General features: G+C 39.2%; 19 protein-coding genes and 1 pseudogene. 11 read left to right on the forward strand and 9 right to left on the reverse strand.

Annotated elements, in window-relative coordinates; translation table 11 throughout:
- Positions 1-23: 23 nt before the first annotated feature.
- A complete protein-coding gene (locus C9J45_RS00175; RefSeq protein WP_107205780.1) occupies positions 24-1277 on the reverse strand; it encodes an imelysin family protein in 1254 nt (417 codons plus the stop codon).
- A gap of 310 nt (positions 1278-1587) precedes the next feature.
- On the opposite strand from C9J45_RS00175, the gene C9J45_RS00180 reads away from it, so the two are divergent.
- The 9 genes from C9J45_RS00180 to C9J45_RS00220 all read left to right on the forward strand — a co-directional run bounded on the left by C9J45_RS00180 (position 1588) and on the right by C9J45_RS00220 (position 9718).
- Entirely contained in the window at positions 1588-2091 is a 504-nt protein-coding gene (locus C9J45_RS00180) for a MarR family winged helix-turn-helix transcriptional regulator (RefSeq protein ID WP_005367205.1), read from the forward strand.
- Between the two features lie 1084 nt (positions 2092-3175).
- Entirely contained in the window at positions 3176-4063 is an 888-nt protein-coding gene (cyoA, locus tag C9J45_RS00185) for a ubiquinol oxidase subunit II (protein ID WP_107205779.1), read from the forward strand.
- A gap of 28 nt (positions 4064-4091) precedes the next feature.
- Positions 4092-6143: a cytochrome o ubiquinol oxidase subunit I gene (gene cyoB, locus C9J45_RS00190; protein WP_199187009.1), complete on the forward strand. Its 2052-nt coding sequence runs from the start codon at positions 4092-4094 to the stop codon at positions 6141-6143.
- A gap of 15 nt (positions 6144-6158) precedes the next feature.
- Positions 6159-6803: a cytochrome o ubiquinol oxidase subunit III gene (cyoC, locus tag C9J45_RS00195; protein WP_107205777.1), complete on the forward strand. Its 645-nt coding sequence runs from the start codon at positions 6159-6161 to the stop codon at positions 6801-6803.
- Positions 6803-7141, forward strand: a complete 339-nt coding sequence (gene cyoD / locus C9J45_RS00200; protein WP_005367198.1) for a cytochrome o ubiquinol oxidase subunit IV — start codon at positions 6803-6805, stop codon at positions 7139-7141. Before cyoC ends, cyoD begins: the two co-directional genes overlap by 1 nt.
- 12 nt (positions 7142-7153) lie before the next feature.
- On the forward strand, positions 7154-8071 hold the full coding sequence (gene cyoE / locus C9J45_RS00205; protein ID WP_045082985.1) for a heme o synthase: 918 nt from the start codon (positions 7154-7156) through the stop codon (positions 8069-8071).
- Positions 8071-8691 (forward strand): SCO family protein, encoded by a 621-nt coding sequence (locus tag C9J45_RS00210; RefSeq protein ID WP_107205776.1) that lies wholly within the window; start codon positions 8071-8073, stop codon positions 8689-8691. Before cyoE ends, C9J45_RS00210 begins: the two co-directional genes overlap by 1 nt.
- A 17-nt stretch (positions 8692-8708) precedes the next feature.
- Positions 8709-9206 (forward strand): copper chaperone PCu(A)C, encoded by a 498-nt coding sequence (locus C9J45_RS00215; protein ID WP_107292006.1) that lies wholly within the window; start codon positions 8709-8711, stop codon positions 9204-9206.
- Between the two features lie 14 nt (positions 9207-9220).
- Positions 9221-9718: a hypothetical protein gene (locus C9J45_RS00220; protein ID WP_107205774.1), complete on the forward strand. Its 498-nt coding sequence runs from the start codon at positions 9221-9223 to the stop codon at positions 9716-9718.
- A 125-nt stretch (positions 9719-9843) separates the two neighbouring features.
- On the opposite strand, the gene C9J45_RS00225 is transcribed toward C9J45_RS00220, so the two are convergent.
- Positions 9844-10308: a DUF2846 domain-containing protein gene (locus tag C9J45_RS00225; RefSeq protein WP_107245697.1), complete on the reverse strand. Its 465-nt coding sequence runs from the start codon at positions 10306-10308 to the stop codon at positions 9844-9846.
- A gap of 270 nt (positions 10309-10578) precedes the next feature.
- The gene (locus tag C9J45_RS00230; protein WP_107292007.1) at positions 10579-10944 is read right to left on the reverse strand and encodes a hypothetical protein; all 366 of its coding nucleotides are present in this window, start codon (positions 10942-10944) and stop codon (positions 10579-10581) included.
- Positions 10945-11075: 131 nt separating this feature from the next.
- On the opposite strand from C9J45_RS00230, the pseudogene C9J45_RS00235 reads away from it, so the two are divergent.
- Positions 11076-11611 (forward strand): annotated as a pseudogene (locus C9J45_RS00235) (peptidase T); the annotation flags it as partial.
- 524 nt (positions 11612-12135) lie between these two features.
- Here the strand turns inward: C9J45_RS00235 and C9J45_RS00240 are convergent.
- Together C9J45_RS00240 and C9J45_RS00245 are read right to left on the reverse strand one after the other, a co-directional pair.
- On the reverse strand, positions 12136-13056 hold the full coding sequence (locus C9J45_RS00240; RefSeq protein WP_233217594.1) for a DUF4435 domain-containing protein: 921 nt from the start codon (positions 13054-13056) through the stop codon (positions 12136-12138).
- A complete protein-coding gene (locus tag C9J45_RS00245) occupies positions 13043-14389 on the reverse strand; it encodes an AAA family ATPase (protein ID WP_107292009.1) in 1347 nt (448 codons plus the stop codon). The genes C9J45_RS00240 and C9J45_RS00245 overlap by 14 nt, the downstream gene beginning before the upstream one ends.
- Positions 14390-14882: 493 nt before the next feature.
- Here C9J45_RS00245 and C9J45_RS00250 point away from each other — a divergent pair, with 493 nt between their 5' ends.
- Entirely contained in the window at positions 14883-15731 is an 849-nt protein-coding gene (locus C9J45_RS00250) for a LysR family transcriptional regulator (protein ID WP_107205770.1), read from the forward strand.
- A gap of 27 nt (positions 15732-15758) precedes the next feature.
- Here the strand turns inward: C9J45_RS00250 and C9J45_RS00255 are convergent, their stop codons facing one another.
- The 4 genes from C9J45_RS00255 to torA all read right to left on the reverse strand — a co-directional run bounded on the left by C9J45_RS00255 (position 15759) and on the right by torA (position 21406).
- Positions 15759-17144 carry a sensor domain-containing diguanylate cyclase gene (locus C9J45_RS00255; RefSeq protein ID WP_107292010.1) on the reverse strand — a complete coding sequence of 462 codons (1386 nt, stop codon included), beginning with the start codon at positions 17142-17144 and terminating at the stop codon, positions 15759-15761.
- 276 nt (positions 17145-17420) lie between these two features.
- A complete protein-coding gene (locus tag C9J45_RS00260) occupies positions 17421-18203 on the reverse strand; it encodes a TSUP family transporter (protein WP_107292011.1) in 783 nt (260 codons plus the stop codon).
- 135 nt (positions 18204-18338) lie between these two features.
- On the reverse strand, positions 18339-18791 hold the full coding sequence (locus tag C9J45_RS00265; RefSeq protein ID WP_107205767.1) for a group II truncated hemoglobin: 453 nt from the start codon (positions 18789-18791) through the stop codon (positions 18339-18341).
- A 134-nt stretch (positions 18792-18925) separates the two neighbouring features.
- A complete protein-coding gene (gene torA / locus C9J45_RS00270) occupies positions 18926-21406 on the reverse strand; it encodes a trimethylamine-N-oxide reductase TorA (protein ID WP_107205766.1) in 2481 nt (826 codons plus the stop codon).
- Positions 21407-21411: the final 5 nt, after the last annotated feature.

Here is a 21411-nt window from a genome sequence, read left to right on the forward strand (position 1 = left end):
ATTTTTGTTGAGCAGTAAGTCGTTTAGAACTGATGATCTGCTGTATCAGGATTTAGGTTACTTACCCCAATAATACTTGCCGCTTTTTCAATTTCAGCCGTTTGCTGCACTAACGCCATAATAGATTTATTCACCAACGCATGGCCGGCTTTATTATCTGTAGCAATAAGTTGATCAAAGTGTTGGTTATCTTTTTCAGCTGAATCAACCAGTGTTTGGAGTTGAGCGCGAGTTTTATCAAATTCAGCTTTAATTTCAGCCGCGGCTTTCTTATCTTTCGCTGCCACTAGGTCATTAATACTTGGACCTGTTAACACTTCACCATTAGTACGGGTGTAAGTACCCGTGTAAACGTTATAGATACCTTGCTCATTGTAGTAATGCGAGTTATGGGTGTTATCTGAAAAACAATCGTGCTCGTCTTCCGTTGAATTGGCTTCTAATGCCACCTTCATACGCTCACCAGCAAGCTCACCTAATGAAAGAGAGCCCATACCAAATAGCATTTTACGCAAACCGTTATCTGCTGATTCTGCTAGTAGTTCACTACGGTAGTTCTTCGCATCTGTTGCTGACCACTGCTTTTCCATCCATTGCAGATCGTTAATCAACAGTTGAGAAGAAGCCGTTAAATAATCAGCACGGCGATCACAGTTACCGTTAGTACACGCTTCGCCTTTTACAAAATCTGTAAATTTACGATCGCCAGCGCCACTCTTAGTACCGTTAAGATCTTGTCCCCATAATAAGAACTCAATCGCGTGATAACCAGAAGCCACATTTGCTTCAGAACCGCCTAATTCATTTAACCCAGCAATCAATTCAGGCGTGATCTTAGTAACATCAATCTCTTTATTACCCACATTCAGGGTTTTGCTTGCTACGATATTCGCTTTTGCACCTTCATTACCAAGCTCGTGTTGGTAATCATTCGCTACGTAGTCAATTAAACCTTCATCTAACGGCCATGCATTTAATTGTCCTTCCCAATCATCAACAATACCGTTGCCAAAACGGAATACTTCAGATTGTTGGTAAGGAACGCGAGAAGCTTTCCATGCGGTACGTGCTGCTGAAAGTGTTTTTTCAGAAGGATTAGCAACAAGAGCAGCAATCGCTTTATCTAAATCTTTTGCGGTCGTTAATGCATCACTATAAACACTGTGTGCAAGATCAGCATAATGCGTCACCACCTCTTGCTTGGTTGCCGCTAGTGTCACGGTAGGCAACGTAAAAATCGCTGCTGCAATCAGAGTGTGAGTCAATGTTTTGTTCATTAAAGCGCCTTCCTTGTTAGAGCGTTTCTTAATAAAATCAAGAATAGAAATCTAATTGATAATTGTTATTATTTACAATAATATCAGATTGGTAACATTTTGAAACACATCAGCCGCATTTAATGATAATAATTTGCATTTAATTTTTTAAAAAAACCATAACTCGAACAGATATAACGATTATCTCGATGTTTTTCACGTATAATCTTTGCTATAGCTAGCGTAATCATACATATTGCAACATTGAGATTTATTACCACAGTGATAAATCTCAACACGTAATATGCCGCTGTAAGATTTGGAGATTTACATGGACAAGCACGAAGAAGTACTGATTGCTCTTCGACAAATTATTCGCGCTATCGATCTGCATTCAAGAAAATTGAACAAAAACGCAGGATTGACAGGGCCTCAATTAGTTTTGATGCGAGCGATTAAAGCATCAGGTGAAGAAGTAACTATTCGTCAGCTTTCTAATAATACTAATATGAGCCAAGCAACGGCTACGACCATCCTTGATCGACTAGAAAAACGCGGTTTAGTGGTACGTCAGCGTAGCCAATTAGACAAACGAAAAGTGCATGCTCACCTTACCGAAGATGGCTTAGCGCTACTTGAAAAAGCGCCATTGCCGTTACAAGATAGCTTTATTTCTCAATACCAAGAATTGGACGATTGGGAACAATCACTGTTACTGTCATCAGTACAGCGTATTTCAACCATGATGAATGCCGAGCACCTTGATGTCGCTCCTCTACTTGAAGTAGGTAGCATTACTCAGCAAGAAAAAACCAAAAGCGAATTAGAAGAATAACTCGCAGATATCATATTGATTTAAAATATAAAAACCGATCAACTGATCGGTTTTTTACTTTCTCTTACTTGGATGTTTTTACAGTGTTTGGAAACGTCCACCGTCCATCTATACTATCTGGTTAGCTTGATAGATCCGAACCATGAAAGCGGCATAATCACTCGCTAAATTTTCTCTGTTTAGCTCATAAACCACCACTAGCGAAACATACCGATCCTTCATTTCTAGGAGGGTATCTGTACTCCAGCAACAACATCAGAACACCCGCCATATAAAGTGTCTCTTGATTCATTCTAATCATTGATTGCGGTTCAATCGATGTTGGTGTGTCTTAACTGATACCCATGATTCACGCCTTTTACTCATTTCTGAATATCGATAAATTTTGCTGGATTCAACATTCGTTCTCAATTCTATCGTCATTGACAGTCCTAACCTATCTAAAGCTAAAGAGTGCAATCAGCCAATAATCAAGAAAAAAACATAGAAAGTTAAAACAAACTAACCCCCATCTTTAATGTTTCGATTTGGTAACAAAACTTAAATTAGCAACAAAAAAATGAGATCTTAATCACCCAAGCATTTTGGGTTAGAAAATCATAAAAACATCAGGAACAAAGTGACTCACAAAAATGATCCATATCGTACTTTAAAACATAAAATATTAAGAAAATCATAACCAAAGAGAATGCAAGCAAAATTCTTAAGTTACATAAAAGTCCCTATATTAGTCACTCGAATCATTAAGCTATGTATGTACACATTCATTAAAATTTGAACACAACACCATTGTTTTTTTGTACGAAATCAGTGAAAATTTGCAACGAACATCATCATTTTGCAACAAAATACAACATGTGTTTTACATTGCTTTCTTTTGCCATTAAATTGCAGTCATAAACCTTATGAACAAAAGAAGGAAATCAGACACGGTTAATATCTATAACGCATAACAAATTTCTAAATTTTGTTTACACGTTAAATAATTACAAATCAATAATAAATATTTGACAATTCTTTTAAAGCAGTCTTCTGATTTTCATTACTGGATTAAATGAAAGTAGTACAAGGTCAGGGAGGAAAAATGAAGATAACACGTAGCAGGAAAGTTGGGATAACGATCCTTGCAATATTATCAGTAGCACTTTTAACGTTTCTATTTACTAGCAGTAACATGGTTCTATTCGATTCAAAAGGTTCGATTGGCCAAGCCCAGTCTACACTGATCATTACATCAGTACTTTTGATGGCGATAATTATAGTCCCTGTTTTGCTGATGTCCGTGTATTTCCCTTATAAATACCGTCACAGTAATAAAGATGCGGAATACAAACCAAATTGGGAGCACTCCACAAAAATCGAAGTGATTGTGTGGGCCGTTCCTTGTTTAATCATTCTTGCGCTAGGTTGGATCACTTATCAAACCTCATATTCTCTCGACCCGCGTAAAGAGATTGCGTCTGAAGAAAAACCGTTGACTATCCAAGTTGTTGCAATGAACTGGAAATGGCTGTTTATCTACCCTGAACAGCAAATAGCAACGGTTAATGAAATCGCGCTTCCTGTAAACCGCCCAGTGAGATTCTTAGTTACATCTGATACCACGATGAATTCATTCTTCATCCCACAACTTGGTAGCCAGGTGTACGCGATGGCTGGGATGGAAAATAGACTTCACCTAATGGCAGAAGAAGAAGGCGTTTATCGTGGCATTTCTGCGAACTATAGCGGCTTTGGTTTTACCAACATGAAGTTCAAAGCACACGCTGTAGACAATGCCGACTTTGACCAATGGGTTCAAAAAGTAAAAACATCCGACAAAGTATTGAACGACAGTAGTTACGACGTACTGACAGCCAATGCTAAAGAGCAAATTAAAACAGCTCACCCTGTGACTTATTTTGCTTCTGTCGATCCTCTTCGATTCAAAGATATCATTGAAAAACACGCGGGAGTCCAAAATGGCTTATAAAGGCGATGTCTACGCCGATCCGGATCCTATCTTCGGCAAACTAAATTGGGATGTAATTCCATTTACAGACCCAGTCATATTACCTGTTATGCTAGGCGCTCTTTTGGGTGGACTAGCACTTGTGGCTGCAATCACTTACTACGGTAAGTGGAAGTATTTATGGGAACAGTGGTTTACTTCCGTCGACCATAAGAAAATCGGTATCATGTACATCATTGTTGCAGCAGTGATGCTTTTCCGTGGTTTTGCTGACGCCTTCATGATGCGAACCCAGCAAGCAGCAGCAACCATCAATGGAACGGGTTATTTACCTCCAGAGCACTACGACCAAGTCTTTAGTGCCCATGGTGTAATCATGATTTTCTTCGTTGCCATGCCATTCGTGGTTGGCTTGATGAACATCATCGTTCCACTTCAAATTGGTGCACGTGACGTAGCCTTCCCATTCTTGAACTCTTTGAGCTTCTGGCTATTTGTTGTTGGTGCAATTCTGATTAACATGTCTCTGTTTATCGGTGAATTCGCTGCAACAGGTTGGCTTGCTTACCCACCATTATCTGGTATGGAATACAGTCCTTGGGTAGGTGTCGACTACTGGCTTTGGGCGCTACAGATCTCTGGTATCGGTACCCTACTGACCGGTGTTAACTTCGTTGTAACCATTATTCGCATGCGTGCACCAGGTATGAAACTGATGCAAATGCCTGTGTTTACATGGACATCGCTATGTGCGAACGCACTGATTGTTTTGGCTTTCCCAATTCTGACAGTAACGTTAACGCTATTAACACTTGACCGTTACATTGGCACCCATTTCTTCACTACAGATATGGGCGGTAACGTAATGATGTACGTTAACCTTATCTGGGCATGGGGTCACCCTGAAGTATACATTCTGATTTTACCTGCTTTTGGTATCTTCTCAGAAATCACAGCGACATTCTCACGTAAGCGTCTATTTGGCTATGTATCACTTGTGTGGGCAACAGCCGTTATCATGATTCTGTCATTCGTGGTATGGCTACACCACTTCTTCACCATGGGTGCAGGGGCAAGTGTTAACGCCTTCTTTGGTATTGCTACGATGATTATCTCTATTCCAACCGGGGTTAAGATATTCAACTGGCTGTTTACTATGTACAAAGGTCGCGTTGAGTTTTCAGCGAGCATGTGGTGGACAATTGCATTCCTAATTACCTTCACAATTGGTGGTATGACAGGTGTAATGCTTGCAGTTCCAGCAGCGAACTTCGTACTGCACAACAGCTTGTTCGTTATCGCTCACTTCCATAACGTAATTATCGGTGGTGCGCTATTCGGTTACTTTGCAGGTTTCACTTACTGGTTCCCGAAAGCAACGGGTTTCAAGCTAGACGAAAAACTAGGCAAGCTTTCTTGTCTTCTTTGGACTATCGGTTTCTTTGTAACCTTCATGCCAATTTACGTTCTAGGTTTCAGCGGTATGACACGTCGTCTAAATGTTGCTGATAATCCTGAATGGGCACCACTACTTTGGATCTCTGCATTTGGTGTATTCATCATTGCATCGGCTATTGCGACTCAGTTCTACCAAGTTTACGTAAGTATTCGTGACCGTAAGCAAAACCTTGATCTTACTGGTGACCCATGGGATGGACGTACGCTTGAGTGGGCAACCTCTTCGCCACCAGCGTTCTACAACTTCGCAGTTCTCCCTAAGATTCACGACCGTGATGAGCACCACTATGCAAAAGAGAACGGTTTAGCGTACAAAGCGCCTGAACGTTACAAGCGCATTCATATGCCAAAGAATACTTGGGCAGGTGTTGTGATCAGCGCATTCGCATTAACACTCGGTTTTGCTTTTGTATGGCACATCTGGTGGATGGTAATCGCTAGCGGTGTTGGTATTTTGGCGTCATGGATTGCATATAGCTTTGAGCGCAACAAAGACTACTACGTTGAAGTTGCTGAAGTTGAAGCAATTGAGCGTGCACATCTAGCACGTGTTTATGGCGAACAAGGTTCGACAAGCGAAGAAAACAAAGACGAAGATCAGGATGAAGATGATTCGTCTGACCTAAAACCTGTTACGGCATAGGGACTGACAGCAATTATGACTACAGAAGTTAAACATACATTTGAACCAAACGTCGCTGCTCAGTCACATGGCGGTCATGATCACGACGATCATGACCATCATGATTACGCAGGCGATACAGTCTTTGGTTTCTGGATTTATATCCTTAGTGACTGTTTATTATTCGGTACGCTTTTCGCAGTGTTTGCCGTTTTCTCAAACAGCTTTGCTGGACAAATTGAGCCAACTGAACTGTTCAACTTAACTTTCGTTGCTGGTGAAACTGCCCTACTTCTTCTAAGTAGTTTCACTTTTGGCATGGCAATGCTTAAGGCGAACAAAGAAGACATGAAAGGTATGCTCAAGTGGTTGGGCATTACCTTTGCGCTTGGTCTGTCTTTCTTAGTAATGGAACTTTATGAGTTCTGGCATTTCAGTAATGAAGGTGCCACTTTCCACAGCAGTGCATACTGGTCATCTTTTTATGCACTTGTTGCAACGCACGGCCTTCACGTATTTGCTGGCCTGATTTGGATGATTGTTCTATTCGTCCACTTCAAGCGTGATGGTTTTTCTGAAGATAATAAGACGCGTCTAGCTTGCCTGAGCTTATTCTGGCACTTCCTAGATGTTATTTGGATCTGTGTATTCAGCGTTGTTTACTTGATGGGGGTATTGTAATGGCTAATTCATCTGAGCACGGCCAAGGTGGACAGGCTCACGGTAGTGTAAAAGAGTATTTAAATGGCTTGATTCTATCCATCATTCTAACTGTAGTACCTTTTGTTATGGTGATGGCTGGAATCGGTTCTAAGCCGCTAATTATCGGCGTAATCATGGTTTTCGCCGTCGCGCAAATTTTTGTTCAACTTGTTTACTTTTTACATATGAACACCTCATCAAAGCAGATGTGGAATACCTCCTCCGCTGTTTTTGTTGTGGTAATTGTCGCAATTATCCTCATCGGTTCGTTGTGGATTATGGAACACCTAAATCACAACATGCTGATGGGTCACTAATAGGGTTACAGGATGTATAGACCTTATCTAAAAATCACCAAACCCGGTATTATCGGCGGCAACTTAGTTGCCGCCATCGGTGGTGTGCTTCTCGCTTCTCAAGGCAATATCGATTGGCTATTACTGCTTGCTGTTTGTATGGGTACTAGCCTAATCGTTGCGTCTGGCTGTGTTTTCAACAACGTGATCGATAAAGATATCGATCGCTTAATGAAACGCACCTGTGAAAGAGAGCTCGTTAAAAATGTTATACCTGTATCTCACGCGCTTATTTGGGCTACGGTATTAGGTTTATCTGGCTTTTATATACTAAGTCAATTTACAACAACGGTTGCATTGCAATTTGGTGTGCTCGGGTTCGTTGTTTATGTCGGTTTATATAGCCTTTATTACAAGCGTAAATCCGTTTACGGCACATTGATAGGCGGACTTTCAGGCGCATGTCCTCCGGTTATCGGTTATTGCGCAGTAACAGGTCACTTTGATGCAGGCGCTGCAATCTTATTCATTACTTTCTGTATCTGGCAACTTCCGCATTCTTATGCCATTGCCATTTACCGATTTGATGATTACAAAGCAGCATCTATTCCCGTTCTACCTGTAGAAGTGGGTATCGCACGTGCTCGTTTACACATCATCGCTTACATTATTGCCTTTGCTGTTGCTGCTTTAGCACTTAACTACCTAGGTTATGCGGGTAGCTGGTATGCACTGGGTGTCGGTTTAGTCAGTCTTCACTGGTTATATATTGCCAAAGTGGGCTACCAAAAAGTGCCAGATGCGCAATGGGGCAAACAGATGTTACTTTGCTCAATCGCTAACATCATGGTGTTTTGTTTACTTATTTCTCTCGACTTTTCAGCGGGAGACCTATCAGAAAATTATCAAGCTAGTAATACAGTAGTTTCTACTCTGCTGGAGCGAAGTTAATGACGAAAAACCCTGTAAAAATTGTGCTCCTTCTTGGAGCACTTGCCCTCGCTGGCATTTTCGCGCTTTACATAACTAACAGTACAACCCCGATTGGAGATAGACAGAAAGCACTGAAAGATCTTGGCGGTGAATTTCAACTAAATAGCCGTGATGGCACCGTCAGCCTTGGTCAATTTAAAGGACAAACTGTCGTTCTCTACTTTGGATTCCTAAACTGTGCTGAAGTCTGCCCTTCTTCTATGGGCGTGATGTCGACAGCTTTTTCTATGTTGCCACCTGAAGAATATGCCAACGTACAAGGTATCTTTATCAGTGTCGATCCAGGTCGTGATGATCTTGATTCTCTTGACAAGTTTGCTAAGTATTTTGATAAACGCATTAAAGGGCTAACAGGAACAAAAGAAGAAATAGACGCTTTAACAGAACAGTATGGTGTTTACTTTGATTTAGTTGATATGGCGTCTTCTGAACTTAGCTACACCGTAGACCACGCTTCTCGTTTCTATATTATAAACCCAGAAGGAAAGCTGGTTGATGCAATGAGCCATACAACGACACCTATTGAACTAGCTGCTGGTATTGACCGTGCACATAGCAACGCGCTTGCTAAAAACTAAAATTTATAGGGAAAATAATGAAAAAGACCGTATTATCGATCGCGTTGGCACTGGTTGCATTCCAAGCTTCTGCACACGACCACAGTGCTCATGACACTGCAGTGGCTGACACGAAAACATACCATCAAGTACAAACCGTTAATGACGTCCTAACGATTGAAAATGCTCGTGCTAAAGCCACTATTCCAGGGGTAAAGGTTAGCGCAGGTTATATGAAGATCACCAACGATACCGATGAGCCTATCCGCCTTGTAGAGGCAAACTCATCTATCGCAAAACACACAGAGTTCCATCGTATGTTTATGCGTGATAGTCAGATGGCGATGCGTAAAGTTGATGCTCTTGAGGTCCCTGCAAATGGTTCTGTTGAGCTAAAGCCAAAAGGTTACCACCTAATGTTTATGGGTGTTAAAGAAGCTTTAAAGCCAGGCCAAGAAATCAAAGTGACTTTAGTTGCTGACAACGGTGAAAAGTTTGACGTGCAACTCACTGTTATGCCGATGACCAAGTATTGATTCGGAGTATAAATATGAAGTTATTTGCTTGTGTGCTAGGTTCGCTACTCGCGTTACCCAGCTTGTTTAATATCGCTCAAGCGAAAACATCAATGGACAGTATTCTTGAGAGCCAAGCTATCCCCTGCTCTTCTGAGCTAAGGGATTTGGCAACAGTCTCGTTAAAAGATAATCCTCATCGAATGCTGCCTTACGTGAGTAAGTCTGATGATGTGCACCTTTTCAATGCACTGGCGGTAACCACCTATCGTGATCGTCAAAGCCATGTGACTTTTCATGGTGTGAAAAATATCGAAGGTGGATGTGATACTTCAGTTACTGAAAGCTATATTTTGCAAACTTCTTGTGCTGATGCCCGCCATGAAGCTTTTAGCAAATGGGATTTCGAAGGGAAACTGAATGAACATACCTATGTGCTAAAGAGCAAAAAAATCAAAGGCAAACAAGCGTTTCTTACCGAGCAATTCTCAAACTTTTGCTTAGTAACAACACGACAAGTGATTAGTAACTAACTACAGTCATAATCAATATCAATGCCCTGTTTCTTGATTATTCAAGTACAGGGCATTTTTTTTGCACTGAAGATAAAAACCGATCATCAGATCGGTTTTTTGTATCTAAAATATTAGATCGTACTTTAAGTGAGATCAGGACAATCCGCAGTTTTCGCCATTTTCACTTTCATTACTTCCGCTTTACCCGCTTCTTCATCGACTAATTCAATACCAGCACCGCCAACAAACGCGCCAATTTTAATAAATTGATTAATGAAATAGTTTCTACCCGCTTCAGTAAATAACGTTATATGGTTTTCAGAAAATTCAGATTCAGTACTGACTACGTGTTCTTCACCCGCTTTTACTTCATGGTAGAAAAAGACACCAGGTGCCGTTTCACCGACACATTCTTTATCTACATAAACATATTTTTTTAATGCTCCGCCGACAATAGAGTCCTCACGATAAATATAGATACCCGCTTTACCTTCTTGTGGCGCAGTAAACTTTTTCGCTTCATTAGACACCGCTGTATCAACAGTCGGAACAGATGCACAGCCAGATAAACCTAATAGTGCCGCACTAACTAATAATTTATATTTCATAAAACCTATCACCAACAAATCCATGACAAAAATAAATAAACAGCCTTGTTACTGATTAAATGTTACTCAAGCTAGTGCTTAATTAACATGAACTTAATAGCAAATTTTTACATTTGGCATTATCTATTTTTGTATCTGATACCGAGCAATAAAACGCTAGTTAAAATATGAGTAAATAGACATTTGTTATCTATGAAGGTAAAAAAAGACCATAAAAAACCGATCATCAGATCGGTTTTTATGTGTTTATCACGCAACGAAGCATGAACGTTAGCCGTTATAGCCTTTGTTTGAAGTCAGTTTCGCTAAGCCTTTCACCATGCGGAAGATAAACCAAATCCACACAGCAAAAAGCAATAAATAACCGACAAAGAAAGCAATTAACAAAACACCAAGAATGGATAAGCCAAAAAACCACCAAAATGTTGTAATGATATTGCTATAGTGATCAGCAAAGATAGTCCCTTGCGCATCACCTTTTTTTACCATCGCCCAAATTATACCAATAATAGTCAAAAAACCTGTAAACAAACCAACTAGCATCAAGCCATAGGCAATTAATGCGTTTGTTTTTGCAGCTTTATCTTTTTCTGTCATGGTTGGATTAACCACCACTTCTTCTTGCATCTCTGACATGTAATACTCCTAACGTTGTCAGTTATTCGTCCGATCAAATAATGATAAAAATACTATATAAGTCTTTTTTTACTCGCAACGTAATGCCTTGCTATGAAACGAGATACACAATGTTATTCGATGAATATCTAAATTCATTATTAATGGCCCATCAATTCATCAGCATGTTGCCAGCAGGTGAAGCACCACAATATACCGAAGGGCGCGAAGGTTATTACTGGGTAAAAGAAATGACAGGCAACAGTGCTAAAACAGTACTGAAGCTTGATATTCGTGATTTCAGCCAACAGGGCTATCGCGATCGCATGGCATTTTTACAAAACCTCGCCGATAGCTGTGCCACATTGTGGGGGAATCAACTATCTCGATTCAATTAGATAACCGCTACGAGAATGTCGCAAATAGCTTAGAAGGTGAAGCGAGATTCCCTATCGATATTGCCAAAGAAGCCTACACACGCAATAACATAACGATGAACGCGATCCAAATGCGAGGCGGCTATGATGGCGCGGTGTTGTCACAAAAAGGCTTACCTTGCCCTAACCTTTTCACAGGAGCACATAACTTTCACTCTATTTATGAATATCTGCCGGTTAAATCGCTGCAAGCAGCCAGCTCTGTTGTAACAGAGATTATCAAAATCACCTGCGAGAGATACAGTAAATAAGCTAATAAACTTATTGCTACGCTGTTTAGTCGACTCTGATTAATAAAAAAACCGATCGAATGATCGGTTTTTTATTGAAGGTAGTGTTAGCTTGTTTTTGGACAATTATCAGTATCGGAAAATCGAACATTAGCAATTCATGAATAACTTTCTATAGGCATATTCACGAATACGGCTTCGTATAATGCGAACTTTGGGCTTTTATGTTTAACATAATTACATTTTACTTATTTATAAAATATCCCACTTTTGAGGGGTAACTTAATGAAGTTGAATATGATTTAATCGTTGAAGAAGCAGCTGAACTTTGTTTAAAAAGCGTGATGAGTGTCGAGTTTTCAAAAGGGAAAAACAACTCTACTGGAGTGTAGAAGTTTAATGCGCATGAAAGCATCTGAGGTGATTAGCGTTGCGTTACTAGGGTTGAGGTATCGAGTGATATAAATATTACTCACCAAATACTTAAATGTCCCAGTGTTTTGAAAAATATAATCTAAAAAAGCTCCTAATAAGGAGCTATTTTATTATTTTGCATGATGTTTAAGAAAATCTGTTAAGCAACTCGGTGTTCGCGCATATTGCGACAATGTACTCAACACACTATCTTGAGAGATTGATAATTGGCACTTTCTAGTGACACCAAAATGCCCCTGACCACCTTTCACATTACATTCCTGAAGCATTTTATTTACAATTGAACCAAAGAATTCAAGCATATATTTGCCTCTATAGCTTAAATGTCCAGCATTTTTTAACAGGAGATCAGAGGAATATTCTAATTCCTTCTCCTCTATCATATGGCTAAGTGAAAATTTGTCATAAAGGCTTTGGATGTCATATTTGCTTTCTATTTTCTGACACGTAATATTAATGAACTCCTCGACCTTAGTATTTTTTAAATTAAGCTCAATAGATGTATTAGTCTCTGACATTTTAACCTGACACATAAGCCAAGAGTGCAATGTCAATAACTCTGAGTCTGCTTGCTTTAAGTAAATTTCGAAATTTGCATGAAGTAAATCGTATATTTCTTTTTCCTCAATGGAGCAAATACCCACCTCGTCACACAATATTCTATCTAAAACATCAGAACCTACGTATAAGTTTTCGATTGAATAGCAAGGAGTAAAATAAATATTACCATGTGTCGTGTAATTAAAATCAAAATCTCTATCAGCAAAATATAGTATTTTTATCTTAGAAAGGTATTTATTACTTTCAACTTTTGATTTCAATTTAAGTAAATTATTACGACCTTTGCACTTAATATTTTTCCTATTACGTCCTCTGAAAACACTATCAATCCTTGAGCCATAATACTTAGCATCTTCACCTTCAAATATGCAGATAAGAACATCTGGATCAGAGCTATGTTCTTTTAGAATGTTTTGTATTTTAACAACCTCAAAGTCGCGTGCTTTACGCATGGCTTCAACTCTGCTCATCATTACCCTCGATGTAATCTACACAAAGGTTGTCAGTCATAGAGTCCAACTCATTATTGAAGATAAATGGCGAGTGTGTCGCTGCTAGTAGAAAACCACATCTATTTGAATTTATGATGTCTGGTAAGAGAGTCATTTGCCATTCCATAGACAACGACAGCTCTGGTTCATCAAACAAAACGGCATAAATAGTTTCATTATCTTCGAGGTAAAGCTTAGAAAAAATTGAAACTAATTGCTTTTCACCCGAAGATAATTTGTCTAATGTAATTTCGTTCTTTAAGTTTACGATTTTAATTTCAACTTTACTTTCGTCATAAACAAATCTTTTAGAAACAAGATATTTATTTACAGTCTCTACAAATTCTTTTATAGAATCATCTTGTTCTTTTTGAGCATAATAAACATCCACAAGATTACTTAATACGAAAACTAGAGGTTGATAACGCTCTTCAGTAATTAAGCCATTATCAACTAGGCGGATAATACTTTCTTTGGTCTCATTTGATAAACTATCCCCAACTCGACCTAGTACAATTCGAAGGACATCGATATTTAAAATAGATCGATACTGACTCTCATCCGCTTCATAATCAGAAGTTAAATGAGTTAGTACTTTAGCATTAAGGCTGTTGTACAGGCGAACAGCAGAATTTTTCAAATCAGAAGATATTTTATCGAAGCGCTTTTGAACATCTCTCATACCGAAGTTGATAAGACCACTTTCTGAGACATAATCAAAATCTTCAATATCTTGCTCAATCCTACGATACGTTGGCAAGTAAAGAACCTTTAACTTAACGTTTTGGTCAACAATATCTGACCATTCTTTATAGACGCCAGTATTTTCAAACAAGGCATCCCTTTCGAATCGGTTTAAGGCTTCGTATAACTCACGAGGCGAGCATTGTAATCTAGACGAGGAAAATCTATCGCGAAAATACTCAATAAATTGAAAGTAGGATCTCGTTGATGCCATTTTTATTAGGTGCAACAAGCGTTTTCTTGGGAAGGCTGATAAAATTCGTTCCGAAATACTGTCAGAAAAGCTAGGAGAATATTCAATATGATCAACCAACTCAGATTTGTTAATGGTAAGTAACACACCTGTAGAGAACTTCATCTCAATTTTTGAGAAACAAATTTCATCTAATTTCTCAAAAGATTTGTCGAGGATGAAGTACATGCAGCTTAAAAGTGTAGTCTTACCAGAACCATTATCGCTTACAAGAATTTTGGCATTACTATCCATCTCTAAAGTGATATTTCTTTCATTATGTAAGCCATATATTTTAAAATATTCAAATATACGCTCATTATTTTTTGAATCCATTTTAATACCTTTGTGATATACCAACTATTAAGTAAAGCTTGTTTTTAAATAGCTTATTAATTCTTATCGTTGATTTGAAGCTGCAAACTATGTTCAGGATAAAGTTTGCAGATTAAAAGCTATTTTATGCATTCTGCCGTTTCATTACATTTATTTCAATAGAAAAGCTTCATATTTTCAATAAGATAAACAACCTTTATAAGTGTTTAATTGCTTACTTGGATCAATTGAAAATTAAACAAGCCATTGAGACATAGTGGAACTTTCCTCAATGATGCAATAAGTGGATTTACAACGAACAGAAAATCATTAGATGAATGGACTACTGCTAATAGAGCAAAGCCTGTTAATAGTAGAGAATGAGTAAAAGAACTACCAAATAATGGGGCAATTATGAGCTAGCGATGTAAATTAGCAGCAACAAGTTAGCACCTCGCCTCCTTTCCTATAATCACGTATGATTAATTCCTCTCTTTCATCAATGGAATGAACTATGTTACTCGAAGGTATTGAAACCTTATTAGTGTTAGCGGAAGAAGGCACCATGAGCCGTACGGGTAGCCGTTTGTATATCAGCCAATCCGCAGTGAGCAAACGGATAGCCAAGTTAGAGGCAACATTAGGAACTAAGCTGATCATTCCTGCGGGGCGATTAATTAAGCTAACCCCTGACGCCCATGCGCTGATTAACAATGTAGGGCCGAGTTTTAATGAAATTCGAGGGCTGATTTTTGAACATCAGAATTTAGACGATCAAAGCATTATTACGATTGATTGCTCTGAAACCTTAGTCGCGGGTTATTTATCACAGGCGATGGGGCAATATTTCCAGCACGATAAATACATTTCCATTACCACTCACCATACCCCTGTGATTGTCGAAAACGTGCAATCTGGTAAGGCTTCAATTGGCTTTTGTGCGGGACATCTACCTGCAAACTATAGTTTTATTGCCGAGCATTTAATCGATGAGCCTTTTAAGGTGGTATTTAACCAACCCTTAACGGCATTACCGAAAGCGTTAGTGGTGAATGATTTAAAAAACCCAGCCAATTATTCTCAAGCAGCAATATTGCAAAAAGTCGGGATTGCACCATTAATGGAGATGGATTCTTACACTGCCGCAGCACAGTTAGCCTTGGCAGGTATGGCGCCAGCACTTGTGCCCCTGTCGATTGTTAACACACTACAGATTGAAGATAGGTTCTGTTTTGATTTTGAAGCGTTATCTGGCTTAACCCGCCCTATTAATCTGATTTATCGTCAAAATAGTTACAAGCTACCTAGGGTCAAAAAACTGGTTAAGACTATCACTGATGTTGTGATCCCAAAAACAATATAACTGATCGCTATCTCGCGAGTAAAAACGCTATTTATTCGCGCTTAACTGCCCTAGCGTGACTTTGTTTTTACCCGTTTTTTTAGATGCATATAGCGCTTCATCAATACACTTCATCACGCTGGTTATTGTGAAATCTGGGGAGGTGAATTCACATAACCCGACAGACGATGTCACTGAAAAGTGAGTATCACCAGAGGTAATACGATGCTGTGACAAGGTGTGAAGAATACGTGTACAAATTTCTTGGCCATGATGACTGTCGGTATTTTCCATTAACAACACAAACTCTTCACCGCCCCAACGCGCAATGATATCGGTGGAACGTAAGTTCGATAAACAAATGTTGGCAAACGCAACCAGTACATCATCACCAACATCATGCCCATAAGTATCATTAACCTGTTTAAAGTTATCGATATCGAATATCGCAATACTGTAGGTTTGGTTGTTGGTTAATGTTGCAATAGCGTCTAGTTTTTCATTTAACAAGCGCCTGTTGGGTAGATGTGTTAACTCATCGGTATATGACGCTTTTTGCAGCATCATATTCATATCAAGGATAGAGTTCTGGCTCCGTTTCAGGTACATCTCGCGCTTATAGACATAAATGCAGATCAAGCAAGAGAGAAAGTAAAGCAAGCACCTTAAATAGAGACTGTTGTCTTGGTAGTTTTTTTGTTGGTTTTGAATAACGAACAACCACTCACCATTCGGCACTTTGACGGTAAATGAGCTATCGGTTTTTTCGCAACTCTTTTCTATGTTATTAAAAATAGTTAATCGATGGCCATCTGGGTTAAAGCCAAGGATTTTATAATAGCTCTTATTTAGCGCGAGTTTTTCTCGAAATGTATCAAGGTAACTGATCGCATTTACAAACCCTGTAAACTCTTTTTTTTCATTAAATAAGGGTAAGCGTAGAATAAACGCCAGTTTACCGTTTTGAATAAGCTTAACGGGGCCAATTAGGCTCACACTTCGATTTTCAATGGAAAGTAATACGCCTTTTTTGCGCTCTTTAATATGGTTAAGATCGTGCCCTATCGCGGTATTTTTTGTCTGGTTAGGATAAATATCGGTAATAATACCTAAAGGCGCATATTGAAGTTCTGAAATAACATCGTTATCAGCCATTACTTTTTTAGCTATTACATCAAATGCTTTCGTATTTTTACTATTTTGAATATTTAATGAATAACTTAATGCTTTAAGGCTAACAACCATACTATTAATTTGTTCATTAATTTTTGTTGTAATGGTCTGACTGATATTTGCAGTATCTTTGTTGATTAATAAATCATGTTTCTTTTTGTTATTAAAAAAGAACAACTCGATAACAATTAACAGTAATAATAAAGAAAATAATATAGCAAAGCTAGAATGCGTTATTCTCACTTTAAATTTGTTATCCATAATGAATCGCTGCCAGCATTAGAGTTGAAATATCAATCGCTTAATTGCACAAATATACTTCATTTCGAATGAAATTAATATCTTATGTGCAAAAAACAAAACAATTTCTTACAACGCTAGGATTTATTTAGAATCTTAAAGAGTAAAATATTTAATTATTATGATTTAGCCTTTTTTTATTTGTTATTCCTATCATTCTTCTTATCTCTTCTTTTATGTAGCACATATGCCACGCTAAATATATGTATAGTGTGGCATGCATTTTATTTACTAATTTTAGAAACCAATAAATTGAAACCATTGTGGGTGTTGATCCCAAAGCAACTTAATCGCCATAATCATCGACATGATAATAACCATTGGACGAATAAACTTTTGTCCTTTATTAATCACAATGTGCGCTCCTAATCGCGCACCAATAAAACCACCAGCTGCCATAATTAAACCCAGTTTCCAAAGAGGTAGCCCCGCGATAATAAAAAAGATAAGCGCAGCGATATTAGAAGTGAAGTTTAATATTTTGGTTCTTGCAGTTGCCTCAACTAAGCCAAACTTGGCAATCGCAACGAAACAAATGGTAAATAAAGAGCCGGTTCCTGGGCCAAAGAAACCATCATAAAAACCTATGGATGTACCCACAGCAAAAGCAAACATCGCTTCTGATAGTTTTGGATCGCCCTGCGGTTGACCGATATTAGGGCTAAAAAGAAAATACAGTGATACAAATATTAATAAAAGAGGAATAAGACTGGTTAATGTACCTGCATCAATATGTTGAACCAACAACGCGCCAATCGCTGAGCCTGTAAAGGTACAGGCTATAGCTAGGCGCATGTCTTTAAGTTTCACTAATCCATTACGGACAAAATACAGTGAGGCTGAAAAGCTACCAAATGAGCTTTGTAATTTATTGGTAGCAAGTACTTGTGCTGGCGGAATACCCACCGACAATAAGGCAGGAACGGTTAATAACCCACCGCCACCAGCAATAGCATCAATAAAGCCGGCTAATCCTGCGACAAAAAACAGTAGTACGAAGATCTCTAACGTTAATTCCATTGCAACTCACATTGTAAGTTATTCTTTAATATCGTGATATTAACGTTATGAATAAAAATACAATAGAGAAAAACAAGACGACAACCTATTCCAACTTGGAATAGGTTGCCGATATCGAAAATGATTGCTCAATGATTACTTTCTGTTACGGCACATTTCGGCGGGGAAGGAAAGCTGTACCATGATGTAACGTTTGAAGGTTTCTTCATAAGGTTGGTCGTCTAACGCTTTTTGCATACACAATAGCCAAGCATCTTTTTCTGCTAAACCAATATCTAAATGACGGTGTGCGCCCGGTATATTGATCGAACCATACATTTCTGCGTAACGAGAAGGGCCACCCATCCAGCCGACTAAAAATGTGGTGAGTTTCGCTTTAGATTCCGTTAAATCAGGGTGATGCATAGCACGTACTGTAGCAGCAACGGGCAAGGTATCCATATAGTGATAAAAGGCATCCACTAATTGTTTTACACCTTGCTCACCTCCCGCCGCTTGTAAGGTGCTGTCTCCCACCCCATATACGGGCGCTTTGGCTTTCTTTACACCTGAAAACTCATCTTGCTCTGGGTATTCTGAACTATCCAATCTCGACTCACTGTCTTTTACTGCTTTTGTTTATTTTATTATATCTAAAAAAAAATAAAGAGCCCTGTTACTGGCTCTTTATTGTTTGCTTGATGTCACAGCAATGGTTGATTTACTGCTGCTGTTATTAAGCCTTAAGTCACATAAATAGGCCCACTGAATGACGTCACAGGTGGCACTTCGCCAGTGAATTTTTCAATATCAACAACAACGGTATTGGCACTGGTTGCTTGCGCTAACTGTGAGGTTGGAATATCAATGGTAACGGTATTAGGATCGCCATAAGTATCAATCGCACCAATGTCGTTATTCAACGGCCCAAACCATGCCCCTTCGTAAATTCTTATTACGCCTGTTGGGTAATCTTCCGATAATACCGCCCCTGCTAATAATTGCCCGCGATCATTAAAGACTCGAACAATATCACCGTCTTTAATGCCTTTTTTCTTAGCATCATCGGGATTAATATAAACGGGCTCATGATCTTTTACTGCATAGGTATTACGGTATTTTTCCGAATCACACATTTGTGAGTGTAAACGTTTATTGGGATGGCAAGATTGCAGCCAAAATGGAAATTGCTTCGATTTCGGCCCACCATGTGAACGCTCTTCTTTTTCAAACCACATTGGGTGGCCTTGGCAATGTTCATAGTTATAGCGCGCTATTTTTCGACTATAAATTTCAATGAACCCTGACGGTGTACCCAGTGAATTGATTTCAGGATCTTTTCTGAACGCTTCGTGGCTTACGTAGGTTTGGTCGGTTTTAAATTCGACGATGCCATTTTTCCAAAATTCGTTAAATTCTGGCATTGGGTTACTATTTTTGTTTGCCTCACGACAATCATTATACAGCTGATGTATCCACTGCATTTCTGTCATGCCGCGAGTATATTGCTTACTTTTCCCAAATCGTTCGGTGAGTTCGGTGAAGATCTGAAAATCTGTTTTTGATTGGTATAAGGGATCTATCAATTTATGCATCGCCAATACACCAGAGGTAGAATACGTGCCGTATTGGTCGAGATCATTACGTTCAAACTGCGTACATGCCGGTAATACGATATCAGAGAAACGACACGTTGGCGTCCATGTGTAATCAATATTGACGACGGTTTGTAGCTTTCTAAACGCTTCTTTCATTCGGTTACGTTGTTGATGGTGATTCCATGGATTACAGCCACTAAACACCATCATTTTAATATCGGGTAATACGACGTTACCGCCGTTAAATTTGATCTTTTTCCCCGGTTCCATAATCGAATCAATCCAACGAGCAACAGGAATAACTGAACTATAACCTTTGAAATCATTGTTATTCCAAACTGGCACTTGCCCTTCATCGACATTTCGTGGAAAACCACCTGGCCCTGCTGCGGTACTAAATGGCAGCCCAACACCACTATAGAAATGAGAATAAGACACCCCACCACCGGGTAAGCCTATTTGCCCAAGCATGGATGCCAACACGGCTCCCATCCAATACGGCTGTTCACCATGTTGCTGGCGCTGTACTGCCCAGCCAAACATTATCATGGTGCGATCTTTCACTAATCGACGAGCAAATTTACGAATGTCGTCGGCTTTAACACCACAAATTTTTTCTGCCCATTCTGGGGTTTTCTCGATTTTATCTTTGCCAGTACCAAGTAAGTACGGCAAAAATTCGTTAAACCCTAAGGTATACGTTTCTAAAAATTGTTTATCGTAAAGGTTCTCTTTGTATAAGGTATGGGCAATACCTAACATGAAAGGAACATCGGTTTGGGGGTTCACGTATTGGTGTTCACAACCGAAATATTTTTGGCTTTTCGACACCACAGGATCGACGGATATCATGGTGATCTCGCCCTTCGCGACTTTGTCTTTTAATTGGGCGTAATAACCATAAGAGCCGTGCGTTTCACACTGCCAACCAATCTGGCTATTTTTGATCGGATCGTTAGACCACCAAATTAAGGTTTTGGTATCTTTTAAAATGGTTGTCCATGTGGTGGCTTGGGCATAAACCTCGGTTGAACCTAACACGTAAGGCAAAATAACTTGTCCTGCCCCAGTGGAATAATCCCCCACTTTTTTAATAAAGTTGCCATGCATCCCCACCGCACGTTGCATGTGTGAGGTACAGCTTTGGAACTGTCCGGTTTCACGCCAGCCTGTTTGCCCCGCATGCAGTGCCCAAGGACCATAATCTTTTTGGATACGTTGTAATTCTTGGTAGAAGAGATCTAACGCTTCATCCCACGTTACTCGAATAAAGCGATTGTTACCTCGTGTTTCACCACTGTATTTGTTTTTCTTAAGCCAGTCTAACCGCACCATGGGATAACGAATTCTTGAAGGACTATAAATTAACCCTTTAATCCCGTTTAGCATATCAGTTGGATGCTTATCTAATTCAAAGGGTTTAATTTCTGCAACTTGACCGTTATAAATACGCGCTCTGAATGCTCCCCAGTGTGAACCTGTCACTTTCCAAATACCGGGCGGCTCTGTTGATTTTGTGACTTCTTCAGCAGCTTTAGCCGCTTGCATCAGCAATCCAGGACCAATAACAGAAGCGGCACTCGTAGTTGCTAAGCCTTGCAAAAATTTACGTCTACTCAGTGACATAAAAA

The sequence above is a fragment of the Photobacterium sp. GB-1 genome (genome assembly GCF_003026165.1).
In the GTDB taxonomy this organism is placed as follows: Bacteria; Pseudomonadota; Gammaproteobacteria; order Enterobacterales; family Vibrionaceae; genus Photobacterium.

What these genes read in the sequence shown, in the direction of transcription:
- C9J45_RS00215 (WP_107292006.1), top strand. Translation starts at nt 8,709, where the DNA reads ATGAAAAAGACCGTATTATCGATCGCGTTGGCACTGGTTGCATTCCAA.
- C9J45_RS00250 (WP_107205770.1), top strand. Translation starts at nt 14,883, where the DNA reads ATGTTACTCGAAGGTATTGAAACCTTATTAGTGTTAGCGGAAGAAGGC.
- cyoE (WP_045082985.1), top strand. Translation starts at nt 7,154, where the DNA reads ATGTATAGACCTTATCTAAAAATCACCAAACCCGGTATTATCGGCGGC.
- C9J45_RS00225 (WP_107245697.1), bottom strand. Translation starts at nt 10,308, where the DNA reads ATGAAATATAAATTATTAGTTAGTGCGGCACTATTAGGTTTATCTGGC.
- C9J45_RS00220 (WP_107205774.1), top strand. Translation starts at nt 9,221, where the DNA reads ATGAAGTTATTTGCTTGTGTGCTAGGTTCGCTACTCGCGTTACCCAGC.
- C9J45_RS00255 (WP_107292010.1), bottom strand. Translation starts at nt 17,144, where the DNA reads ATGGATAACAAATTTAAAGTGAGAATAACGCATTCTAGCTTTGCTATA.
- C9J45_RS00175 (WP_107205780.1), bottom strand. Translation starts at nt 1,277, where the DNA reads ATGAACAAAACATTGACTCACACTCTGATTGCAGCAGCGATTTTTACG.
- torA (WP_107205766.1), bottom strand. Translation starts at nt 21,406, where the DNA reads ATGTCACTGAGTAGACGTAAATTTTTGCAAGGCTTAGCAACTACGAGT.
- cyoC (WP_107205777.1), top strand. Translation starts at nt 6,159, where the DNA reads ATGACTACAGAAGTTAAACATACATTTGAACCAAACGTCGCTGCTCAG.
- C9J45_RS00260 (WP_107292011.1), bottom strand. Translation starts at nt 18,203, where the DNA reads ATGGAATTAACGTTAGAGATCTTCGTACTACTGTTTTTTGTCGCAGGA.
- C9J45_RS00210 (WP_107205776.1), top strand. Translation starts at nt 8,071, where the DNA reads ATGACGAAAAACCCTGTAAAAATTGTGCTCCTTCTTGGAGCACTTGCC.
- cyoD (WP_005367198.1), top strand. Translation starts at nt 6,803, where the DNA reads ATGGCTAATTCATCTGAGCACGGCCAAGGTGGACAGGCTCACGGTAGT.
- C9J45_RS00240 (WP_233217594.1), bottom strand. Translation starts at nt 13,056, where the DNA reads ATGAGCAGAGTTGAAGCCATGCGTAAAGCACGCGACTTTGAGGTTGTT.
- C9J45_RS00230 (WP_107292007.1), bottom strand. Translation starts at nt 10,944, where the DNA reads ATGTCAGAGATGCAAGAAGAAGTGGTGGTTAATCCAACCATGACAGAA.
- cyoA (WP_107205779.1), top strand. Translation starts at nt 3,176, where the DNA reads ATGAAGATAACACGTAGCAGGAAAGTTGGGATAACGATCCTTGCAATA.
- C9J45_RS00245 (WP_107292009.1), bottom strand. Translation starts at nt 14,389, where the DNA reads ATGGATTCAAAAAATAATGAGCGTATATTTGAATATTTTAAAATATAT.
- C9J45_RS00180 (WP_005367205.1), top strand. Translation starts at nt 1,588, where the DNA reads ATGGACAAGCACGAAGAAGTACTGATTGCTCTTCGACAAATTATTCGC.